Source organism: Kluyvera intermedia (genome assembly GCF_021440345.1).
GTDB classification, from domain to species: domain Bacteria; phylum Pseudomonadota; class Gammaproteobacteria; order Enterobacterales; family Enterobacteriaceae; genus Kluyvera; species Kluyvera intermedia_A.
This window is the reverse complement of the sequence record NZ_JAKCNS010000039.1, coordinates 1-20,038: the sequence shown is the minus strand read 5'-3', so window position 1 is coordinate 20,038 and position 20,038 is coordinate 1. Positions and strand designations below refer to the sequence as shown.

General features: G+C 54.2%; 20 protein-coding genes. 12 read left to right on the top strand and 8 right to left on the bottom strand.

Features of this window, described 5'->3' with window-relative positions:
- The first annotated feature begins 2 nt into the window (after window positions 1–2).
- From lpxA to tilS, 8 genes are all read left to right on the top strand, one after another.
- A complete protein-coding gene (gene lpxA / locus LZ634_RS11635) occupies window positions 3–791 on the top strand; it encodes an acyl-ACP--UDP-N-acetylglucosamine O-acyltransferase (RefSeq protein ID WP_234505125.1) in 789 nt (262 codons plus the stop codon).
- On the top strand, window positions 791–1,939 hold the full coding sequence (lpxB, locus tag LZ634_RS11630; RefSeq protein WP_234505123.1) for a lipid-A-disaccharide synthase: 1,149 nt from the start codon (window positions 791–793) through the stop codon (window positions 1,937–1,939). Before lpxA ends, lpxB begins: the two co-directional genes overlap by 1 nt.
- Complete coding sequence (gene rnhB, locus LZ634_RS11625) at window positions 1,936–2,532, top strand: ribonuclease HII (protein WP_234505121.1); 597 nt, start codon at window positions 1,936–1,938, stop codon at window positions 2,530–2,532. Before lpxB ends, rnhB begins: the two co-directional genes overlap by 4 nt.
- A 35-nt stretch (window positions 2,533–2,567) precedes the next feature.
- Window positions 2,568–6,050 (top strand): DNA polymerase III subunit alpha, encoded by a 3,483-nt coding sequence (gene dnaE / locus LZ634_RS11620; protein WP_234505119.1) that lies wholly within the window; start codon window positions 2,568–2,570, stop codon window positions 6,048–6,050.
- Between the two features lie 12 nt (window positions 6,051–6,062).
- Complete coding sequence (accA, locus tag LZ634_RS11615) at window positions 6,063–7,022, top strand: acetyl-CoA carboxylase carboxyl transferase subunit alpha (protein WP_061282434.1); 960 nt, start codon at window positions 6,063–6,065, stop codon at window positions 7,020–7,022.
- Between the two features lie 104 nt (window positions 7,023–7,126).
- Complete coding sequence (locus LZ634_RS11610; protein ID WP_234505117.1) at window positions 7,127–9,277, top strand: lysine decarboxylase LdcC; 2,151 nt, start codon at window positions 7,127–7,129, stop codon at window positions 9,275–9,277.
- Between the two features lie 50 nt (window positions 9,278–9,327).
- Window positions 9,328–9,717: a VOC family protein gene (locus tag LZ634_RS11605; RefSeq protein WP_234505114.1), complete on the top strand. Its 390-nt coding sequence runs from the start codon at window positions 9,328–9,330 to the stop codon at window positions 9,715–9,717.
- A 57-nt stretch (window positions 9,718–9,774) separates the two neighbouring features.
- Window positions 9,775–11,082 (top strand): tRNA lysidine(34) synthetase TilS, encoded by a 1,308-nt coding sequence (gene tilS / locus LZ634_RS11600; RefSeq protein WP_234505326.1) that lies wholly within the window; start codon window positions 9,775–9,777, stop codon window positions 11,080–11,082.
- 16 nt (window positions 11,083–11,098) lie between these two features.
- Here the strand turns inward: tilS and rof are convergent, their stop codons facing one another.
- On the bottom strand, window positions 11,099–11,359 hold the full coding sequence (rof, locus tag LZ634_RS11595) for a Rho-binding antiterminator (protein ID WP_234505110.1): 261 nt from the start codon (window positions 11,357–11,359) through the stop codon (window positions 11,099–11,101).
- Window positions 11,346–11,546 (bottom strand): YaeP family protein, encoded by a 201-nt coding sequence (locus LZ634_RS11590; protein ID WP_234505107.1) that lies wholly within the window; start codon window positions 11,544–11,546, stop codon window positions 11,346–11,348. Before LZ634_RS11590 ends, rof begins: the two co-directional genes overlap by 14 nt.
- Before the next feature lie 177 nt (window positions 11,547–11,723).
- On the opposite strand from LZ634_RS11590, the gene LZ634_RS11585 reads away from it, so the two are divergent.
- Genes LZ634_RS11585 through nlpE form a run of 3 tightly spaced genes read left to right on the top strand, consistent with a single transcriptional unit; the run spans window position 11,724 to window position 13,414 of the window.
- Window positions 11,724–12,269 carry a YaeQ family protein gene (locus LZ634_RS11585; protein ID WP_234505105.1) on the top strand — a complete coding sequence of 182 codons (546 nt, stop codon included), beginning with the start codon at window positions 11,724–11,726 and terminating at the stop codon, window positions 12,267–12,269.
- Complete coding sequence (gene arfB / locus LZ634_RS11580) at window positions 12,266–12,679, top strand: alternative ribosome rescue aminoacyl-tRNA hydrolase ArfB (protein WP_234505102.1); 414 nt, start codon at window positions 12,266–12,268, stop codon at window positions 12,677–12,679. Before LZ634_RS11585 ends, arfB begins: the two co-directional genes overlap by 4 nt.
- Window positions 12,680–12,715: 36 nt before the next feature.
- Complete coding sequence (gene nlpE / locus LZ634_RS11575; protein ID WP_234505100.1) at window positions 12,716–13,414, top strand: envelope stress response activation lipoprotein NlpE; 699 nt, start codon at window positions 12,716–12,718, stop codon at window positions 13,412–13,414.
- A 119-nt stretch (window positions 13,415–13,533) separates the two neighbouring features.
- Here nlpE and proS read toward each other — a convergent pair whose 3' ends face one another.
- The 6 genes from proS to metN form a co-directional block, all read right to left on the bottom strand.
- Window positions 13,534–15,252, bottom strand: a complete 1,719-nt coding sequence (proS, locus tag LZ634_RS11570; RefSeq protein WP_234505098.1) for a proline--tRNA ligase — start codon at window positions 15,250–15,252, stop codon at window positions 13,534–13,536.
- Between the two features lie 112 nt (window positions 15,253–15,364).
- On the bottom strand, window positions 15,365–16,072 hold the full coding sequence (tsaA, locus tag LZ634_RS11565) for a tRNA (N6-threonylcarbamoyladenosine(37)-N6)-methyltransferase TrmO (protein ID WP_234505096.1): 708 nt from the start codon (window positions 16,070–16,072) through the stop codon (window positions 15,365–15,367).
- Window positions 16,069–16,473: an Rcs stress response system protein RcsF gene (rcsF, locus tag LZ634_RS11560; protein WP_234505094.1), complete on the bottom strand. Its 405-nt coding sequence runs from the start codon at window positions 16,471–16,473 to the stop codon at window positions 16,069–16,071. Before rcsF ends, tsaA begins: the two co-directional genes overlap by 4 nt.
- A 110-nt stretch (window positions 16,474–16,583) precedes the next feature.
- Window positions 16,584–17,399 (bottom strand): methionine ABC transporter substrate-binding lipoprotein MetQ, encoded by an 816-nt coding sequence (gene metQ / locus LZ634_RS11555; RefSeq protein ID WP_234505092.1) that lies wholly within the window; start codon window positions 17,397–17,399, stop codon window positions 16,584–16,586.
- A gap of 40 nt (window positions 17,400–17,439) precedes the next feature.
- Window positions 17,440–18,093, bottom strand: a complete 654-nt coding sequence (locus LZ634_RS11550) for a methionine ABC transporter permease MetI (protein ID WP_234505090.1) — start codon at window positions 18,091–18,093, stop codon at window positions 17,440–17,442.
- On the bottom strand, window positions 18,086–19,117 hold the full coding sequence (gene metN, locus LZ634_RS11545) for a methionine ABC transporter ATP-binding protein MetN (protein WP_234505088.1): 1,032 nt from the start codon (window positions 19,115–19,117) through the stop codon (window positions 18,086–18,088). The genes LZ634_RS11550 and metN overlap by 8 nt, the downstream gene beginning before the upstream one ends.
- A gap of 188 nt (window positions 19,118–19,305) precedes the next feature.
- On the opposite strand from metN, the gene gmhB reads away from it, so the two are divergent.
- The gene (gene gmhB, locus LZ634_RS11540) at window positions 19,306–19,869 is read left to right on the top strand and encodes a D-glycero-beta-D-manno-heptose 1,7-bisphosphate 7-phosphatase (RefSeq protein ID WP_234505086.1); all 564 of its coding nucleotides are present in this window, start codon (window positions 19,306–19,308) and stop codon (window positions 19,867–19,869) included.
- Window positions 19,870–20,038 lie beyond the last annotated feature (169 nt).

Sequence of the window (20,038 nt, the reverse complement as noted above, 5' to 3'; positions counted from 1 at the left end):
CCGTGATTGATAAAACCGCCTTTATCCATCCTACTGCCATTGTGGAAGACGGTGCCGTTATTGGTGCTAATGCCCACATTGGCCCGTTTTGTATTGTGGGGCCAAACGTCGAAATTGGCGAAGGCACCGTACTGAAGTCTCACGTTGTTGTTAACGGCCACACTACAATTGGTCGTGATAACGAGATCTATCAGTTCGCCTCTATCGGGGAAGTTAACCAGGATCTGAAATATGCTGGTGAACCGACTCGCGTGGAAATTGGCGATCGCAACCGCATTCGCGAAAGCGTCACCATTCACCGTGGCACAGAACAGGGCGGTGGATTGACGAAGGTGGGCAGCGATAACCTGCTGATGATCAACGCCCACGTGGCGCACGATTGTACGGTAGGAAACCGCTGTATCCTGGCAAATAACGCTACCCTTGCGGGTCACGTTTCGCTGGATGATTTTGTTATCATCGGCGGCATGACCGCGGTGCACCAGTTCTGCATTATCGGTGCGCACGTGATGGTGGGCGGCTGTTCTGGCGTTGCTCAGGACGTTCCGCCATACGTTATTGCTCAGGGCAACCACGCGACACCGTTTGGCGTCAACATCGAAGGCCTGAAGCGCCGCGGCTTTAGCCGTGAAGCGATCACCGCCATCCGCAACGCCTATAAAGCGTTGTACCGCAGTGGCAAAACGTTGGAAGAAGTAAAACCGGAAATTGCCGAGCTTGCGAAGCAGCATCCGGAAGTTCAGCCATTTAGCGACTTCTTCGCCCGTTCTACGCGTGGCCTGATTCGTTAATGACTGAGCAGCGTCCCTTAACGATTGCCCTGGTCGCCGGAGAAACCTCCGGCGATATTCTTGGTGCAGGTCTCATTCGCGCCCTCAAGGCGCGAGTACCCAACGCGCGTTTCGTCGGCGTTGCAGGCCCTTTGATGCAGGCCGAAGGCTGTGAAGCCTGGTATGAAATGGAAGAGCTGGCGGTGATGGGCATTGTGGAGGTGCTGGGGCGACTACGTCGTTTGCTGCACATTCGCGCCGATCTCACCACGCGTTTTACCGATCTCAAGCCCGATGTCTTTGTCGGCATTGATGCCCCCGATTTCAATATCACCCTTGAGGGCAACCTTAAGAAGCAGGGGATCAAAACCATTCATTACGTCAGCCCGTCCGTATGGGCCTGGCGACAGAAACGCGTCTTCAAAATTGGCAGAGCCACCGATCTGGTTCTCGCTTTTCTGCCTTTTGAAAAAGCGTTTTATGACAAATTTAACGTCCCGTGCCGCTTTATCGGCCACACCATGGCGGATGCCATGCCGTTGGATCCCGATAAAAACGCCGCGCGGGATACGCTGGGTATCGCCCACGATGTCCACTGTCTGGCCATGCTGCCGGGCAGCCGCGGCGCCGAAGTGGAAATGCTCAGCGCAGACTTTTTAAAAACCGCACAGCTGTTACGCCAGCAGTACCCAGACCTTGAGGTTGTTGTACCGCTGGTGAATGCGAAACGCCGCGAGCAGTTTGAGCGTATCAAGGCTGAAGTAGCGCCCGATTTGTCAGTCCACATGCTGGACGGCATGGCCCGCGAGGCGATGATCGCCAGCGATGCCGCGCTGCTCGCATCGGGTACCGCGGCGCTCGAGTGCATGTTGGCCAAGTGCCCGATGGTTGTCGGTTATCGTATGAAGCCGTTTACCTTCTGGCTAGCCAAACGTTTGGTCAAAACCGATTATGTCTCACTGCCGAATCTGCTGGCCGGCCGCGAGCTGGTGAAAGAGCTGCTGCAGGATGAATGCCAGCCGCAGCTGCTTGCCGAAGCGCTACAGCCATTATTGGCTAACGGCCGTACCAGCCACGCCATGCATGACACCTTCCGCGAGCTGCATCTGCAAATTCGCTGTAATGCAGATGAGCAGGCGGCAGATGCGGTGCTGGAGCTAGCACGATGATTGAATTTGGTTATCCCCATACCCATTTAGTTGCCGGTGTGGATGAAGTCGGGCGTGGCCCATTGGTCGGCGCTGTCGTTACGGCTGCGGTGATCCTCGATCCTTCTCGCCCGATTGTTGGTTTGAATGACTCCAAAAAATTGAGCGAAAAGCGCCGCCTGGCGCTATTTGACGAAATCAAAGAAAAAGCGCTGTGCTGGAGCCTTGGGCGCGCAGAGCCGCATGAAATTGACGAACTCAATATTCTGCATGCCACCATGCTCGCGATGCAGCGAGCGGTCGCTGGGCTTTCAATTGTCCCGGAATATGTACTGATTGATGGTAATCGCTGCCCGGCTCTGCCGATGCCTTCTATGGCGGTTGTCAAAGGTGACAGTAGGGTTGCGGAAATCAGCGCCGCGTCGATTCTGGCGAAAGTGACGCGCGATGCCGAAATGGCTGAACTGGACAAGGTGCTACCGCAGTACGGTTTTGCCCAGCATAAAGGCTATCCAACCCCTTTTCATCTGGAAGCGCTTGCACAGCATGGCGCTACCGAGCATCACCGACGCAGTTTTGCTCCTGTCAAACGCGCGCTAGGGCTTGTGTCCTGATCCGCGTGCCGAGATAAGTAAACCGGAAATAAATAATGGCTGAACCACGTTTCGTGCACCTGCGGGTGCATAGCGACTACTCCATGATCGATGGGCTGGCAAAAACCGGGCCGCTGGTAAAAAAGGCGGCCGCATTGGGCATGCCTGCGCTGGCGATCACCGATTTTACCAACCTTTGCGGCCTGGTGAAGTTCTACGGAGCGGGGCATGGCGCCGGGATTAAGCCGATTGTCGGCGCGGATTTTCATGTCCAGAGCGAGCTGTTTGGCGACGAACTGACTCAGCTAACGGTGCTGGCGGCTAATAACGTTGGCTATCAAAACCTGACGCTACTGATTTCAAAAGCCTATCAACGTGGTTATGGTGCCGCAGGGCCGATTATCGATCGCGACTGGCTGGTCGAATTAAAAGAAGGGCTGATTTTGCTCTCCGGCGCACGGATGGGCGATGTTGGCCGCGCCTTGCTGCGTGGCAACACGGCGCTGGTTGAACAGTGTGCGGCATTTTATGAAGAGCACTTCCCCGACGCCTATTTCCTTGAGCTAATTCGTACCGGCCGACAGGATGAAGAAACCTATCTGCACGCCGCGGTCGCGCTGGCGGAAACGCGCGGCCTGCCGGTGGTGGCGACCAATGATGTTCGCTTTCTTGAACCCGGTGACTTTGACGCTCATGAAATTCGCGTGGCTATCCACGACGGCTTCACCCTGGATGACCCAAAACGCCCGCGTAACTACTCTTCGCAGCAATATATGCGCAGCGAAGACGAGATGTGCGAGCTGTTCTCCGATATTCCGGAAGCGCTGGAAAACAGCGTTGAGATTGCTAAGCGCTGTAACGTAACGGTGCGCCTGGGCGAATACTTCCTGCCGCAGTTCCCGACTGGTGACATGACCACCGAAGATTTCCTCGTGGCAAAATCGCATGAAGGTCTGGAAGAGCGTCTGGAGTTCCTGTTCCCCGATCCTGAAGTCCGTGCGCAGAAGCGTCCGCCTTATGATGAACGTCTGGAAATTGAGCTGAAAGTTATCAACCAGATGGGCTTCCCGGGCTACTTCCTGATCGTAATGGAATTTATCCAGTGGTCGAAAGATAACGGCGTGCCGGTTGGGCCTGGCCGTGGTTCCGGTGCAGGCTCGCTGGTGGCCTATGCGCTAAAAATTACCGACCTCGACCCGCTGGAATTTGACCTGCTGTTTGAACGCTTCCTTAACCCGGAACGTGTCTCGATGCCCGACTTCGACGTTGACTTCTGTATGGAGAAACGCGACCAGGTTATTGAACACGTGGCGGAGATGTACGGTCGTGATGCGGTTTCGCAGATTATCACCTTCGGTACCATGGCGGCGAAAGCGGTTATCCGCGACGTAGGCCGCGTATTGGGGCATCCGTACGGCTTCGTTGACCGTATCTCCAAGCTGGTTCCACCCGATCCGGGGATGACGCTGGCTAAAGCCTTTGAAGCTGAACCGCAGCTGCCAGAAATTTACGAAGCGGATGAAGAAGTTCGCGCGCTGATCGACATGGCGCGTAAGCTCGAAGGGGTCACCCGTAACGCCGGTAAACACGCTGGTGGCGTGGTTATCGCGCCGACCAAAATTACCGATTTTGCACCGCTGTACTGCGATGAGCAGGGGCTGCACCCGGTCACTCAGTTTGATAAGAACGACGTTGAATACGCCGGGCTAGTGAAGTTTGACTTCCTTGGCCTACGTACGCTCACCATCATCAACTGGGCGCTGGAGATGATCAACGCCCGCCGTGAGCGCAACGGCGAGCCGCCGCTGGATATCGCTGCCATCCCGCTGGATGACAAGAAAAGCTTCGACATGCTGCAACGCTCGGAAACCACGGCGGTATTCCAGCTTGAATCCCGCGGCATGAAGGATCTGATCAAACGTCTGCAGCCGGACTGCTTCGAAGATATGATCGCACTGGTGGCTCTGTTCCGTCCGGGCCCACTGCAGTCGGGGATGGTAGATAACTTTATCGACCGTAAGCACGGGCGTGAAGAGATCTCCTATCCGGACGTTCAGTGGCAGCATGAGTGCCTGAAGCCGGTGCTGGAACCTACGTACGGCATTATCCTGTACCAGGAACAGGTCATGCAGATTGCCCAGGAGCTTTCCGGCTATACTCTGGGCGGCGCGGATATGCTGCGTCGTGCGATGGGTAAGAAAAAGCCCGAAGAGATGGCCAAGCAGCGCGGCACCTTTGAAGAAGGGGCGAAAAGCCGCGGTGTAGATGGCGAACTGGCGATGAAAATCTTTGACCTAGTGGAGAAATTCGCCGGTTATGGGTTTAACAAATCTCACTCCGCAGCCTATGCTCTGGTTTCGTACCAGACGTTGTGGTTGAAAGCGCACTATCCGGCCGAGTTTATGGCGGCGGTAATGACCGCCGATATGGACAACACCGAGAAGGTGGTGGGCCTGGTGGATGAGTGTTGGCGGATGGGGTTGAAAATCTTGCCGCCTGATATCAATTCCGGTTTATATCATTTCCACGTTAATCATGACGGGGAAATCGTGTATGGTATCGGCGCGATTAAAGGCGTCGGCGAAGGCCCCATTGAAGCTATCATTGAGGCGCGCAATAACGGGGGCTATTTCCGCGAGCTTTTTGACCTCTGCGCACGCACGGATACCAAGAAACTCAACCGCCGGGTGCTGGAAAAATTGATCATGTCCGGGGCCTTCGACCGCCTTGGGCCACACCGTGCAGCGCTGATGAATTCGCTGGGAGATGCATTAAAAGCCGCTGACCAGCATGCGAAAGCAGAGGCGATTGGTCAGGCGGATATGTTCGGCGTGTTGGCCGAAGAGCCGGAGCAAATTGAGCAGTCGTACGCGAACTGCCAGCCCTGGCCTGAACACACGGTGCTGGAAGGTGAACGGGAAACGTTAGGCTTATACTTAACCGGTCACCCGATTAACCAGTACCTGAAAGAAATTGAGCGCTATGTCGGCGGCTATAGGCTAAAAGACATGCATCCGACAGAACGTGGTAAAGTGACCACGGCTGCGGGGCTCGTGATTGCTGCAAGGGTTATGGTCACCAAGCGCGGCAATCGTATCGGCATCTGTACGCTGGATGACCGCTCCGGGCGGCTAGAGGTGATGCTCTTCACCGAAGCTCTGGAAAAATACCAGCATCTGCTGGAAAACGACCGCATACTTATCGTCAGCGGACAGGTCAGCTTTGATGATTTCAGCGGCGGCCTTAAAATGATGGCCCGCGAAGTTATGGACATTGACGAAGCCCGGGAAAAATACGCTCGCGGGCTTGCTATCTCGCTGACGGACAGGCAAATTGATGACCAGCTTTTAAACCGACTCCGTCAGTCTCTGGAACCCCACCGTTCGGGAACCATTCCAGTACATCTCTACTATCAGAGGGCGGATGCACGTGCGCGGTTGCGTTTCGGTGCAACCTGGCGTGTCTCTCCGAGCGATCGTTTACTCAACGATCTGCGTAGCCTCATCGGTTCGGAGCAGGTGGAACTGGAGTTTGACTAATACAGGAATACTATGAGTCTGAATTTCCTTGATTTTGAACAGCCGATTGCAGAGCTGGAAGCAAAAATCGATTCTCTGACTGCGGTTAGCCGTCAGGATGAGAAACTGGATATTAATATCGACGAAGAAGTGCATCGTCTGCGCGAAAAAAGCGTAGAGCTGACGCGCAAAATCTTTGCCGATCTCGGCGCATGGCAGGTAGCCCAACTGGCGCGCCATCCACAGCGTCCGTACACCCTGGATTATGTCCGTCTGGCGTTTGATGAATTTGACGAACTGGCAGGCGACCGCGCGTATGCCGACGACAAAGCTATCGTTGGTGGCATCGCTCGTCTGGACGGTCGCCCAGTGATGATCATTGGTCATCAGAAAGGTCGTGAAACCAAAGAAAAAATCCGTCGCAACTTCGGCATGCCGGCACCGGAAGGTTATCGTAAAGCCCTGCGTCTGATGGAAATGGCTGAGCGCTTCAACATGCCGATTGTGACCTTCATCGACACCCCGGGTGCATACCCAGGCGTAGGCGCAGAAGAACGCGGTCAGTCTGAAGCTATCGCGCGTAACCTGCGTGAAATGTCACGTCTGAGTGTCCCGGTTATCTGCACCGTTATCGGTGAAGGTGGATCCGGTGGCGCACTGGCGATTGGCGTGGGCGATAAAGTGAATATGCTGCAGTACAGCACCTATTCTGTTATCTCTCCGGAAGGCTGTGCTTCCATTCTGTGGAAAAGCGCTGATAAAGCGCCGCTGGCGGCTGAAGCCATGGGCATCATCGCTCCGCGTCTGAAAGAACTGAAGCTTATCGATTCCATTATTCCGGAACCACTGGGCGGCGCACACCGCAACCCGGAAGCTATTGCAGCATCGCTGAAAGCGCAGCTGCTGGCTGACCTGGCAGACCTCGATGTGCTGAGCAAAGAAGACCTGCTCAACCGTCGTTACCAGCGTCTGATGACTTACGGTTACGCGTAATACCAACATAAGACGTTCCTGAAAAGGGCCACAGTTTGTGGCCCTTTTTTATTACCTGCGGTCTACCTGCGCTATGATAGGTGAAGGTTTTCCAGGAGGAACGCATGAATATTATTGCCATTATGGGACCGCACGGCGTCTACTACAAAGACGAGCCGGTAAAGGAGCTTGAGGCTGCGCTACTGTCGCAGGGCTTCAAAATCATCTGGCCGCAAAACAGTGCCGACCTGCTGAAACTGATTGAGCACAACCCGCGTATTAGCGGGGTGATTTTTGACTGGGATGAATACAGCGTCGATCTTTGCGGCGAAATTAACCAGCTTAATGAATATCTGCCGCTTTACGCTTTTATTAATGCCCACTCCACGATGGATGTCAGCGCGCATGATATGCGCATGGCGTTGTGGTTCTTTGAATATGCCCTGGGTCAGGCCGACGATATCGCCACCCGCATTCGTCAGTATACCGACGAGTATCTCGATAACATCATGCCGCCGTTTACCAAAGCGCTATTTACCTACGTCACAGAAGGCAAATACACCTTCTGTACGCCAGGGCATATGGCGGGAACGGCGTATCAGAAAAGCCCGGTCGGCTGCCTGTTTTACGATTTCTTCGGCGCCAATACGTTGAAAGCGGATGTTTCGATTTCGGTGACTGAGCTGGGATCGCTGCTAGACCACACCGGCCCGCATCTGGAAGCCGAAGAGTATATCGCTCGCACCTTTGGTGCCGAGCAGAGTTATATGGTCACCAACGGTACTTCAACGTCGAATAAGATTGTTGGTATGTACGCCGCACCTAGCGGCAGCACGTTGCTGATTGACCGTAACTGCCATAAATCTTTGGCGCATTTGCTGATGATGAACGACGTGGTGCCGTTGTGGCTGAAACCTACGCGTAACGCGCTGGGGATTCTGGGCGGCATCCCGAAGCGCGAGTTTACCCGCGACAGCCTGCAACAGAAGGTGAATGCCACCGCTAACGCGCAGTGGCCGGTGCACGCGGTGATAACCAATTCCACCTACGATGGCTTGCTGTACAACACCAACTGGATCAAACAAACCCTCGACGTACCGTCTATCCATTTTGACTCGGCCTGGGTGCCGTACACCCATTTCCACCCGATCTACCAGGGGAAAAGCGGTATGAGCGGTGAGCGGGTACCGGGAAAAGTATTCTTTGAAACCCAGTCCACTCACAAAATGCTGGCGGCGTTGTCGCAGGCGTCGCTTATTCATATTAAAGGCGACTACGATGAAGATACTTTCAACGAAGCCTTTATGATGCATACCTCCACTTCGCCGAGCTATCCGATTGTCGCCTCTATTGAGACTGCGGCGGCGATGCTGCGCGGCAATCCCGGCAAACGGCTGATTAATCGTTCGGTAGAGCGGGCGCTGCATTTCCGTAAAGAAGTCCAGCGACTGCGGGCAGAGTCAGATTGCTGGTTCTTTGACATCTGGCAGCCGGAAGAGATTGACGAGGCAGAGTGTTGGCCGGTTTCGCCTGGCGAAGACTGGCACGGCTTTAGCGACGCGGATGCCGATCATATGTTCCTCGATCCGGTGAAGGTGACGATCCTGACGCCGGGAATGGACGAGCAGGGGAATATGAGCGATGAGGGGATCCCGGCGGCGCTGGTGGCGAAATATCTCGACGAGCACGGTGTGGTGGTGGAAAAAACCGGTCCCTATAATCTGCTGTTCCTGTTCAGCATCGGGATTGATAAAACCCGGGCGATGGGGCTGCTTCGCGGGTTGACTGAGTTTAAGCGCGCCTACGATCTCAACCTACGGGTGAAGAACATGCTGCCGGCTCTCTATGCTGAAGATCCTGATTTCTATCGCAATATGCGCATTCAGGATCTGGCACAGGGGATCCATCGATTGATCCGCCAGCACGATCTTCCAAGCTTAATGCTACGGGCGTTTGATGTATTGCCAGAGATGAAATTGACGCCGCACCGGGCGTGGCAAAAGCAAATTAAAGGCGAGGTCGAAACCATCGCGCTGGAGGATTTGGTGGGGCGCATCTCCGCGAATATGATCCTGCCCTATCCACCGGGCGTGCCGCTGCTGATGCCGGGGGAGATGATCACCACCGAGAGCCGCTCTGTGCTCGACTTCCTGTTGATGCTCTGCTCTGTTGGGCGACATTATCCGGGCTTTGAAACCGATATCCATGGTGCAAAACGCGATGAAAATGGCGTTTACCGTGTGAGAGTCCTAAAAAGCCCTGAAGGGGTTGCGTGATATTGGCCTGCGCGGTTAACGTGCAGGAAAACGGTTAACGGAGAAACAGGATGCTGGGATTAAAACAGATTCATCACATTGCGATTATTGCCACCGATTATGCAAAAAGTAAGTCTTTTTACTGCGATATTCTCGGCTTTACGCTGCAAAGCGAAGTTTATCGTGAAGCGCGTGATTCGTGGAAAGGCGATCTGGCATTAAACGGCCAGTACGTGATTGAGCTGTTTTCCTTCCCGTTTCCTCCTGCGCGCCCAAGTCGTCCGGAGGCTTGCGGGCTTCGCCATCTGGCCTTCAGCGTCGATGATATTGACGCGGCCGTGGCGCACCTCACGTCTCATGGCGTAGCCTGCGAGGAGATTCGTGTCGATCCGTATACCGACAAGCGTTTTACCTTTTTCAACGATCCTGACGGCCTGCCGCTGGAGCTGTATCAGCAGTAAGGCTTGTCAGCGCTAGCCTGGACGGGTAACGTGCCGGGCAATACTCTCTTTCATGATATGACGATGACCCAACCATCACTTGTGCAACAGCTCTCCCCGCACCGCCAGTTTCTGGTGGCGTTTAGCGGTGGCCTGGATTCGACGGTGCTGCTGCATCAACTGGTCTGCTGGCGACAGCAGGATCCTTCCATTGCGCTGCGGGCGATACATATCCACCACGGAATTAGCGCCAATGCTGATAGCTGGGTGGCACACTGCCAGCAGGTCTGTGACGCCTGGCAGGTCTCGTTGGTGGTTGAGCGGGTTACACTGGCGCAACGCGGTATCGGGCTGGAGGCTGAAGCCCGAGATGCCCGCTACCGGGCGTTCCGCGATGCGCTAATGCCTGGAGAAGTGCTGGTCACGGCGCAGCATCTTGACGATCAAAGCGAAACGCTGCTGCTGGCGCTGAAGCGAGGGAGCGGGCCTGCGGGACTGGCAGCTATGCCTTTTTGCACGGCGTTTGCCAATACACAGCTCATACGTCCGCTGTTGCACGAGACGCGAAATGCCCTGCTGCAGTGGGCGAATAGCCATGGGCTGACGTGGATTGAAGACGAGAGCAATCAGGATGATACCTACGACCGCAATTTCCTGCGCCTGCGGGTATTGCCGTTACTCAATCAGCGCTGGCCGCACTTTGCGCAGGCGGCTGCGCGAAGTGCCGAGCTGTGCGGTGAGCAGGAGCAACTGCTGGATGAGCTGCTGGCGGATGAACTCTCTCAATTGGTTTCTCCCGAAGGCGCGCTGGCTATTGAACCGCTGGCGGCGATGAGTGCACCAAAGCGAGCGGCGCTTTTACGGCGCTGGCTGGCAGGGCACCATGCGCCGATGCCGTCGCGCGAAATGCTGGCTCGCCTATGGCAGGAAGTTGCGCTGGCGCGTGAGGATGCGACACCGTGTGTACGGCTGGGGAGCTTTGACGTTCGCCGTTTTCAGCAAAGACTGTGGTGGGTGAGGGCGCAGGCCGGACAAACGGAAACGATCCTGCGGTGGGCGGATCCCCGGACTTTACTAACGCTACCGGATAGTCTCGGCGAGCTACGTCTGGTTCCTGGGGGAAATATTCGCTTCGCACGAGCAGATGAAACAGTCACTGTGCGTTTTAAAGCGCCGGGGATGTTGCATATTGTTGGCCGCAATGGTGGGCGTAAGCTGAAAAAAATCTGGCAGGAGCTAGGCGTACCGCCCTGGCGGCGAGATACCACGCCGCTGCTGTTTTACGGTGAGACGTTGATTGCTGCTGCAGGGTGCTTTGTCACTCAGGACGGAGTCTGTGATGCGGAAAACGGTGTCACACTACGGTGGGAGAAAACGGGCAGCTAAGCCGCCCGTTTCTGAATTATGACTCGCTAACAACCACGGTGCCGATTTCGGGGTGGCTGAAGCTGGTTATGCGGTCAAGCCGCAGCTCGCGGAGTTCACCCGCGCTATCGACGACCAGGTATTCCACGTTCTTACGGGAGACCAGATCGTGTGCTTTGGCTTTCAGCACTTCGCCGTCTTTCAGTTCCAGCGCCAGAACGAGATGGTGCTGGCAGGCGAGCTCGAGATTGTCATAGTCATCGCAATTGATGGGTTGATAAGTATCATTCGTCGACATAATCGCTCACCAGTAAGTTTGCCGCTGCATAGGCAGCTTTGTCCCTGACTGACGCAGAAAGGGCGTCATCCGCCGCAACTTCGTTCAAAACTTTCAGTACACAGCCCAGCGCGTCCGGGATATACCCCAAATCACCGCTGGCAATTTCCGCATAGCGTTGACGAATTAATTCACAATAGTTGCCCACATGTCCTCCTGTCAGCGCTTCAATTAAGCCTATGAAGATAATCTCTGTTTAGCAAGGTGACTATATCATACTCATTTAAGCATTATCAGCGAGATGAGCGTCGGCAGATGCAATTCGGGACAGCCTTTTGCCCTTGATTTCGCTACAATGAGCCCCATTTTTCGCAGGAGTTACCCCATGGCGCTGAAAGCAACAATTTATAAAGCGGTGGTCAATGTAGCGGATATCGACCGCAACCAGTTTCTGGACGCGTCTTTAACGCTGGCCCGCCACCCGTCTGAAACCCAGGAACGCATGATGCTGCGGCTGCTGGCGTGGATCAAATACGCTGATGAGCGTCTGCAGTTCACCCGCGGCCTTTCCTCTGAGGATGAGCCGGAAGTGTGGCTGCGCAACGATCATCTGGGGATCGACCTGTGGATTGAGCTGGGCCTGCCGGATGAGCGGCGGATTAAGAAAGCCTGCAGCCAGTCGCAAGAAGTCGCGCTGTTTACCTACAATAGCCGCTCGGCAGAAATCTGGTGGCAGCAAAACCAAAGCAAAATGGCGGGCTTTAAAAACTTAAGCATCTGGTATCTGGATGATGAGCAGCTGGAAAAACTCAGCGCTTTTGCCGAGCGTACGATGACCCTGCAAGCGACGCTGCAGGAAGGCGCAATTTGGCTTTCTGACGCTCAGAATAATCTGGAAATTCATTTTACGGCGTGGCAGACGCCAGCATGATTACGCTTTCGGGGCAGGTCAGTATTTCGGATGATGAGCTCACGATCACCGCGATTCGCGCCCAGGGGGCGGGCGGTCAGCATGTGAATAAGACCTCAACGGCGATTCATTTGCGTTTTGACATCCGGGCCTCCAGCCTGCCAGAGTATTACAAAGAGCGCCTGCTGGCCGCCAGTCACCACTTAATTTCTGCTGACGGTGTGATTATCATTAAGGCGCAGGAATACCGTAGCCAGGAGATGAACCGTGAAGCGGCGGTAGCTCGTCTGGTGGCGGTCATTCAAACGCTAACGACAGAACAAAAGAGCCGGCGCCCGACGCGCCCAACGCGCGCGTCAAAAGAGCGGCGGTTGACCTCTAAAGCGCAAAAGTCTTCTGTGAAGTCGATGCGTGGCAAGGTTAGCTACTAAGCTGAATGTGGATGTAATAAGAATAAGGAATTGAGGGTGAAAAAAGCGATATTGGCCATTGCGGCCACCGGGATGCTGTTTGGGCTTTTCGGCTGTAATAATTCGGAAATGGCGGCGCTAAAACCGACTCAATCCGCAGAATTAACGCCAATGCAGCAGAGCTGGCGCGGCGTGATTCCGTGCGCCGATTGTGAAGGTATTGAAACCTCGCTGTTCCTCGGTAAGGACGGAACCTGGGTGATGAACGATCACTATCAGGGCGTAAATCGCGAGCCGTCTTCGTTCGGTTCCTACGGTACCTGGGCGCGTACTGCCGATAAACTGGTGCTGACTGACAGCCACGGCGAGAAATCTTTCTATCGCGCGAAAGGCGATAAGCTGGAGATGCTCGACCGCGAAGGCAACCCGATTGATTCTAAGCTGAACTATACGCTTGAGCCGGTGAAAGCGAGTCTGCCAACGACGCCGATGGCGATGCGTGGGATGTACTTCTATATGGCAGATGCCGCCACCTTTACCGACTGTGCCACCGGCAAACGCGTTGCCGTTGCGAATAATGCGCAGCTGGAACGTGATTACGCCGCTTCACAGGGAAGCGACAGCAAACCGGTGCTGCTGATGATGGAAGGGCACTTTACCCTCGAGCCAAATCCAGATACCGGCGCGATGGTGAAAACGCTGGTCGCCAGCAAAGAAGCGAAGTTTGTCCCTGGTAAAGACTGCACGAGCAAATAAAGGTAACAACACCGGCACCGAATTATTCGGCTACGACTCGTGACCGTTAAAGTAAAAAGCCTCGCTTAATGCGAGGCTTTTTTTGTCACCGGGGCGGTGTTAATACCGCCTTCGGATGATTAACCTTTAATGGCTTTCACCAGGTAATCAACGATATCACCGGTTTTGATCAGCTGCTTGTCACCGTTACGACGGTATTTGTATTCAATATCGTCGTTGTCGAGGTTACGGTCGCCCAGCACGATGGTGTGCGGAATACCGATAAGCTCCATGTCAGCAAACATCACGCCTGGACGCTCTTTACGGTCATCCATCAGCACTTCGATACCCTGCGCACGTAGTTCTGCGTATAGTTTCTCAGCCAGTTCCTGCACACGGTAGGACTTGTGCATGTTCATTGGCAGGATAGCGACCTGGAAAGGCGCAATAGCGTCTGGCCACAGAATGCCGCGATCGTCAAAGTTCTGCTCGATGGCTGCAGCCACCACGCGAGTCACCCCGATACCGTAGCAACCCATGGTCAGGATCTGGTTACGACCGTCTTCACCCTGTACGGAGGCTTTCATCGCTTCGGAGTACTTAGTACCCAGCTGGAAGATGTGGCCCACTTCGATACCGCGCTTAATCAGCAGGGTACCCTTACCGTCCGGGCTTGGATCGCCGGCAACGACATTACGGATATCAGCAACTTCTGGGGTTGCCACGTCTCGGTCCCAGTTGATACCGAAGTAGTGTTTACCGTCGATGTTCGCGCCCGCGGCGAAATCGCTCATTGCCGCAACGGTACGGTCGATAACTACCGGAATTGGCATGTTCACTGGACCCAGAGAACCAGGACCGGCTTCAACCAGCGCACGGATTTCAGCTTCGGTGGCGAAGGTTAGCGGGCTGGCAACCTGCGCCAGTTTTTCGGCTTTAACTTCGTTCAGCTCGTGATCGCCGCGAACCAGCAGGGCAACCAGTGGAGACTTGCTGCCTTCCACGGCTTTCACCAGCAGGGTTTTGACGGTTTTCTCGATTGGCAGATTGAACTGCTCGACCAGCTCAGCGATGGTTTTCGCGTTAGGCGTATCAACCAGCGTCATTTCCTGAGTTGCTGCAGCGCGCGGCTCTTTTGGCGCCACGGCTTCTGCAAACTCGATGTTGGCAGCGTAGTCAGAAGAATCAGAGAAGATCACATCATCTTCGCCGCTCTGCGCCAGCACCTGGAATTCATGAGAAGCGCTACCGCCGATAGAACCGGTGTCAGCCTGTACTGCGCGGAAGTCCAGACCCATACGGCTGAAGATCTTGCTGTAGGCCGCATACATCGCGTCGTAAGTTTCCTGCAGTGATTCCTGAGAGGTATGGAAAGAGTAGGCATCTTTCATCAGGAATTCACGAGAACGCATCACGCCGAAACGTGGGCGGACTTCGTCACGGAACTTGGTCTGGATCTGGAAGAAGTTCAGCGGCAGCTGTTTGTAAGAGCTCAGCTCGTTACGAATCAGGTCGGTGATCACTTCTTCGTGCGTTGGGCCAAGGACGAAAGAACGGTCGCCACGGTCAACAAAGCGCAGCAGTTCCGGGCCGTACTGTTCCCAGCGACCGCTCTCCTGCCACAGTTCAGCGGGCTGAACCACGGGCATAGACACCTCGATGGCACCGGCGTTGTTCATCTCTTCACGCACGATGTTTTCGACTTTTTTCAGGACGCGCAGACCGGTCGGCAGCCAGGCATATAACCCAGAGGCCAGTTTGCGGATCATCCCGGCGCGCAGCATCAGCTGGTGGCTGATGACCTCAGCGTCGGCAGGTGTCTCCTTCAGAGTGGAGAGCAGATATTGGCTAGTACGCATGTTGTTACGGTTCCAGTTGGACGACAAAACAGGCTCAAAACGGGCCTGGCACAAAAACAAAGTGGTTTAGTTTACCAGCGAGAAAGAGATGTCAAAAGAGAGCGCGGAGAAATTACCGGGTTTCCAGAGCAAAGACTTCAAATCCTGACGTTGTCACACGCCAGCGGACGTTAAAATCCAGCAGCCAGACGGCGTAGGTTTTTCCTTCTTCCTCATTTTTACGATAGGCCGGGCGCGGGTCTTGTGCCAGAACTTCGGTAACAAATTGACGAAGACGTGGGTAACGTTTCTCAAGCCCAATAAGCTGTTCGGCAATCTCGGCAGTAAAAGTGACATCAACGCTGGCCTGAGGCGCATCCTGAGCGTAGCTGGCGCGTGCGTCCGGCAGAGACTCGGCAAACGGTAGATAGGGTTTGATATCCACGACCGGGGTGCCGTCCACTAAATCCAACCCGCCCAACTCCAGAATGACGTGTTCTTTATGGCAGTGAATACCGCGCAGTTCAACCAGCGACATACCGATAGGGTTTGGTCGGAAGGTTGAACGGGTGGCGAAAACGCCCATCCGCGTATTACCGCCGAGCCGGGGAGGGCGCACCGTTGGGCGCCAGCCACCTTCCATCGTTTGATGGAAAACAAACAGCACCCACAGATGGCTGAACGCTTCCAGGCCGCGCACGGCGTCGGCCTGGTTATAGGGCGGCAGAAGGTGCAGCTCGCCGCTGCAACTTTTGACCAGCCCAGGCTGGCGAGGTACCGCAAACTTCTCTTTATAAGGAGAGCGGATAACGCCTATTTGTTCGAATGAGAAATGGCTCATTTCGCGCTAACGTTGAGCGCCGATCCCACGCATACCGCCTGACGGTAACAGCCTGGCGCACCGCTGGTGACTTCGCAGCTGTGTAGCAGCACGGCATTCGCTTTCATTTTAGAGGCGTTAATTTGCATGCGCTTGCGAGCGGTTGGAATATTCGGCGGGGAATCCTGATTCGTTGCCTGACATGAATCACCCGATACTTCACCTAAGTCGCGGAATGGCTTACCGACCAGGTCTTCAGCATTAGTGATAATTCTAACCGGCGTAGGGCGTGGCGCTTTCGGTTTCGCGGTCTCCGTTTTGACGGGGGTCGCAGTGCTTTGGATGGGTTCAACAGGAGATCTGTTTAGCATGGAGCAGCCACCTAACAGGAGTGCTAATAAACAGACCGGTAAAGCACGCATAGTATTTCCTCGATATAGGGTAGACCAGGGGGCTATTGAATCAGGTGCTTGCATAAATGACAAGACGGGCATGCGCCCGTCTTGAAAGATACTGCTTAGCGGTAAGGCGATTACCAGCCTTTAACAGCGCCGCCGTTGAAGATTTTGTTCGCTGCTTCGTACACTTCGTCAGACTGGTAAGCCTGAACGAATTTTTTCACGTTTTCAGCGTCTTTGTTATCTTCACGAGAAACGATCATGTTCACGTAAGGAGAGTCTTTACCTTCAACGAAGATACCGTCTTTCGCCGGAGTCAGGTTGATCTGGCTAGCGTAGGTGGTGTTGATGACGGCCAGAGCAATCTGTGCATCGTCCAGAGAACGTGGCAGCTGCGGTGCTTCCAGCTCAACAATCTTCAGGTTTTTCGGGTTTTCGGTGACGTCCAACACGGTTGGCAGCAGACCTACGTCATCTTTCAGTTTGATCAGACCTTCTTTTTGCAGCAGCAGCAGGGAACGGCCGAGGTTAGTCGGATCGTTCGGAACGGCAATCTGGGAACCCGGCTGCAGCTCGTCCAGAGATTTGATTTTCTTAGAGTAGCCAGCAATTGGGTAAACGAAGGTGTTACCGACGGAAACCAGTTTGTAGCCACGGTCTTTAATCTGCTGGTCCAGGTACGGCTTGTGCTGGAAGGCGTTAGCGTCGATGTCACCTTTGCTCAGCGCTTCGTTCGGCAGAACGTAGTCGTTGAAGGTCACCAGCTCTACGTCCAGACCGTATTTTTCTTTCGCCACTTTCTGCGCGACTTCAGCAACCTGCTGTTCCGCACCGACGATGACGCCGACTTTAATATGGTTCGGATCTTTTTCATCCTGGCCGCAACCAACAAGTGCCAGAGAACCAATCAGGGCTCCAACTGCCGCAAAGGTTTTAAACTTGAACGCCATGCTTATATCCTTAAACTTTTGAGTTGTGTTGTGTGTAACGCTATTTATGAGTGACTGCCCGAACGATACGATCGCCAGATAGTTGAATTAAATAAACCAGAACGACCAGCAATACCAGTACTGTATTCATCACGGTGGCATTATAGCCAATGTAACCGTACTGGTAGCCAATCTGACCCAGCCCGCCAGCACCTACGGCACCGCCCATTGCGGAGTAGCCAACCAGCGTAATCAGAGTAATGGTCGCCGCATTCACCAGACCCGGCATGGCTTCCGGCAGCAGGACTTTACAGACGATTTGCATCGGCGTGGCGCCCATCGCGCGTGACGCTTCAATTAAACCGGTTGGGATTTCCAGCAGGGCGTTTTCAACCATACGGGCAATAAACGGTGCTGCACCCACGGTCAGCGGCACGATGGCAGCCTGTAAACCAATTGAGGTTCCGACGATCACGCGGGTAAACGGAATCATCCATACCAGTAAGATAATGAACGGGATGGAGCGGAAGATGTTGACCAGCGCGGAGAGCACGCGATACACCTTGCCGTTCTCGATAATTTGTCCCGGACGGGTGACATATAAAAGTACGCCAACCGGCAGGCCAATCACGAAGCCGAAAAAGCCCGACACGAATGTCATCGCCAGCGTTTCCCAGACGCCGCGCGCCAGTAACCACATCATGGCCTCAGACATAACCCAGTACCTCTACTTTTACATGGTGTTGCTGCAGCCAGGCAATGGCTGCTTGCGTATCTTCCGGGGTGCCGTGCATTTCAGTCAGCATAATGCCGAACTTCACGCCGCCCGCGTAATCCATCTGCGCACTAATAATGTTGTTATTAACGTTAAAACGACGCGCGGTTTCTGACAGCAGTGGGGCATCAACCGATTGACCGGTGAATTCCATGCGCAGCATAGGCACGCTATCGGCGTTCTGCTGTTCTTTAAGACGAGCCTGGTAGTCTTCCGGAATATCCAGATGCAATGTGGCTTGAATAAACTGCTGAGCCAGCGGCGTCTTCGGATGAGAGAACATCTCGCTCACCGTATCTTGCTCAATCAGTTCACCGTTGCTGATCACCGCGACACAGTCGCAGATGCGTTTCACCACGTCCATTTCATGGGTGATGAGCAAAATGGTCAGCCCCAGACGGCGGTTAATGTCTTTCAGCAGTTCCAGGATCGAACGAGTGGTTGCTGGGTCTAATGCGCTGGTGGCTTCATCGCACAACAGCACCTTAGGGTTGCTGGCCAACGCACGGGCAATGGCCACGCGCTGTTTTTGCCCGCCGGAAAGGTTCGCCGGGTAGCTATCGTGTTTATCGCCCAGACCAACGAGATCCAGTAATTCGGTGACACGACGCTTGATTTCATCTTTTGGCGTATTGTCGAGTTCCAGCGGCAGCGCAACGTTACCAAATACGGTACGTGAAGAGAGCAGGTTAAAGTGCTGGAAGATCATGCCAATCTGACGACGAGCTTTAGTCAGTTCGGTCTCAGATAATGCAGTCAGATCCTGGCCGCCGACCTGAACGCTGCCCTCGGTTGGGCGCTCAAGCAGGTTGACGCAGCGAATCAGCGTACTTTTACCTGCACCGGATGCGCCAATGACGCCATAAATTTGTCCAGCGGGCACGTGCAGGCTAACGTTATTTAGCGCCTGTATCGTACGGTGGCCCTGCTGGAACACTTTGGTGATATTCGAAAGTTTAATCATTAGATTATTTATTATCGGTTAGGTGTTATCCACGGCATTTTGTTCTGCCAGAGACGGGCGATGACCGTCAACAAAACGGATGTTAAGGCATCTAGACGTCTAAATCAATCTTCTTTATGCGATCGTCGCTTTCTTGCTTGTTGAAACATGCGATACTAAAGACACATGCCTTATTCAGGAGCAACACGGTGGCAAAGTCCGTACCCGCAATTTTTCTCGATCGTGATGGCACGATTAATGTCGATCATGGCTACGTCCATGAAATTGATGATTTCGAATTTATCGATGGCGTCATTGACGCAATGCGTGAATTAAAAGAAATGGGCTATGCCCTGGTGCTGGTCACTAACCAATCGGGTATTGCTCGCGGGAAATTTACCGAAGCGCAGTTTGAAACGCTGACGGAATGGATGGACTGGTCACTGGCCGACCGCGGTGTGGATCTTGATGGCATCTATTTCTGTCCGCACCACCCGCAGGGAACGGTCGAAGAGTACCGTCAGGTATGCGACTGTCGTAAACCGCATCCGGGGATGTTCAAGTCGGCGCAGGAATATCTGCACATTGATATGTCTTCTTCTTATATGGTTGGTGACAAAATTGAAGACATGCAGGCAGCTGCCGCAGCGAACGTTGGTATGAAAGTGCTGGTGCGTACCGGTAAACCCGTTACTGAAGATGCAGAAAAAGCCGCGGATTGGGTGATTAATAGCCTTGCAGACCTACCGGCAGCTATCAAAAAGCAGAAATAAGCGGCAAAAAGGTGAAAAGGTGAGCGGTTGAGAAAAAAATGCATTTTTCCTCTTGTCAGCCTGAAATTACCCCCTATAATGCGGCCCCACTGAGACGGAACAACGGCAAACAAGCCGCCGGGTCAGCGGGGTTCTTCTAAGAACGCCGGCAGAGAAAAGCGAAATTAAA

Bases quoted from the DNA above. Each gene is read 5' to 3' on its own strand.
- LZ634_RS11550 (WP_234505090.1), bottom strand. From the start codon at position 18,093: ATGTCTGAGGCCATGATGTGGTTACTGGCGCGCGGCGTCTGGGAAACG.
- tsaA (WP_234505096.1), bottom strand. From the start codon at position 16,072: ATGAGCCATTTCTCATTCGAACAAATAGGCGTTATCCGCTCTCCTTAT.
- metQ (WP_234505092.1), bottom strand. From the start codon at position 17,399: ATGGCGTTCAAGTTTAAAACCTTTGCGGCAGTTGGAGCCCTGATTGGT.
- rnhB (WP_234505121.1), top strand. From the start codon at position 1,936: ATGATTGAATTTGGTTATCCCCATACCCATTTAGTTGCCGGTGTGGAT.
- tilS (WP_234505326.1), top strand. From the start codon at position 9,775: ATGACGATGACCCAACCATCACTTGTGCAACAGCTCTCCCCGCACCGC.
- rcsF (WP_234505094.1), bottom strand. From the start codon at position 16,473: ATGCGTGCTTTACCGGTCTGTTTATTAGCACTCCTGTTAGGTGGCTGC.
- dnaE (WP_234505119.1), top strand. From the start codon at position 2,568: ATGGCTGAACCACGTTTCGTGCACCTGCGGGTGCATAGCGACTACTCC.
- LZ634_RS11585 (WP_234505105.1), top strand. From the start codon at position 11,724: ATGGCGCTGAAAGCAACAATTTATAAAGCGGTGGTCAATGTAGCGGAT.
- arfB (WP_234505102.1), top strand. From the start codon at position 12,266: ATGATTACGCTTTCGGGGCAGGTCAGTATTTCGGATGATGAGCTCACG.
- LZ634_RS11605 (WP_234505114.1), top strand. From the start codon at position 9,328: ATGCTGGGATTAAAACAGATTCATCACATTGCGATTATTGCCACCGAT.
- metN (WP_234505088.1), bottom strand. From the start codon at position 19,117: ATGATTAAACTTTCGAATATCACCAAAGTGTTCCAGCAGGGCCACCGT.
- accA (WP_061282434.1), top strand. From the start codon at position 6,063: ATGAGTCTGAATTTCCTTGATTTTGAACAGCCGATTGCAGAGCTGGAA.
- LZ634_RS11610 (WP_234505117.1), top strand. From the start codon at position 7,127: ATGAATATTATTGCCATTATGGGACCGCACGGCGTCTACTACAAAGAC.
- lpxB (WP_234505123.1), top strand. From the start codon at position 791: ATGACTGAGCAGCGTCCCTTAACGATTGCCCTGGTCGCCGGAGAAACC.
- proS (WP_234505098.1), bottom strand. From the start codon at position 15,252: ATGCGTACTAGCCAATATCTGCTCTCCACTCTGAAGGAGACACCTGCC.
- rof (WP_234505110.1), bottom strand. From the start codon at position 11,359: ATGTCGACGAATGATACTTATCAACCCATCAATTGCGATGACTATGAC.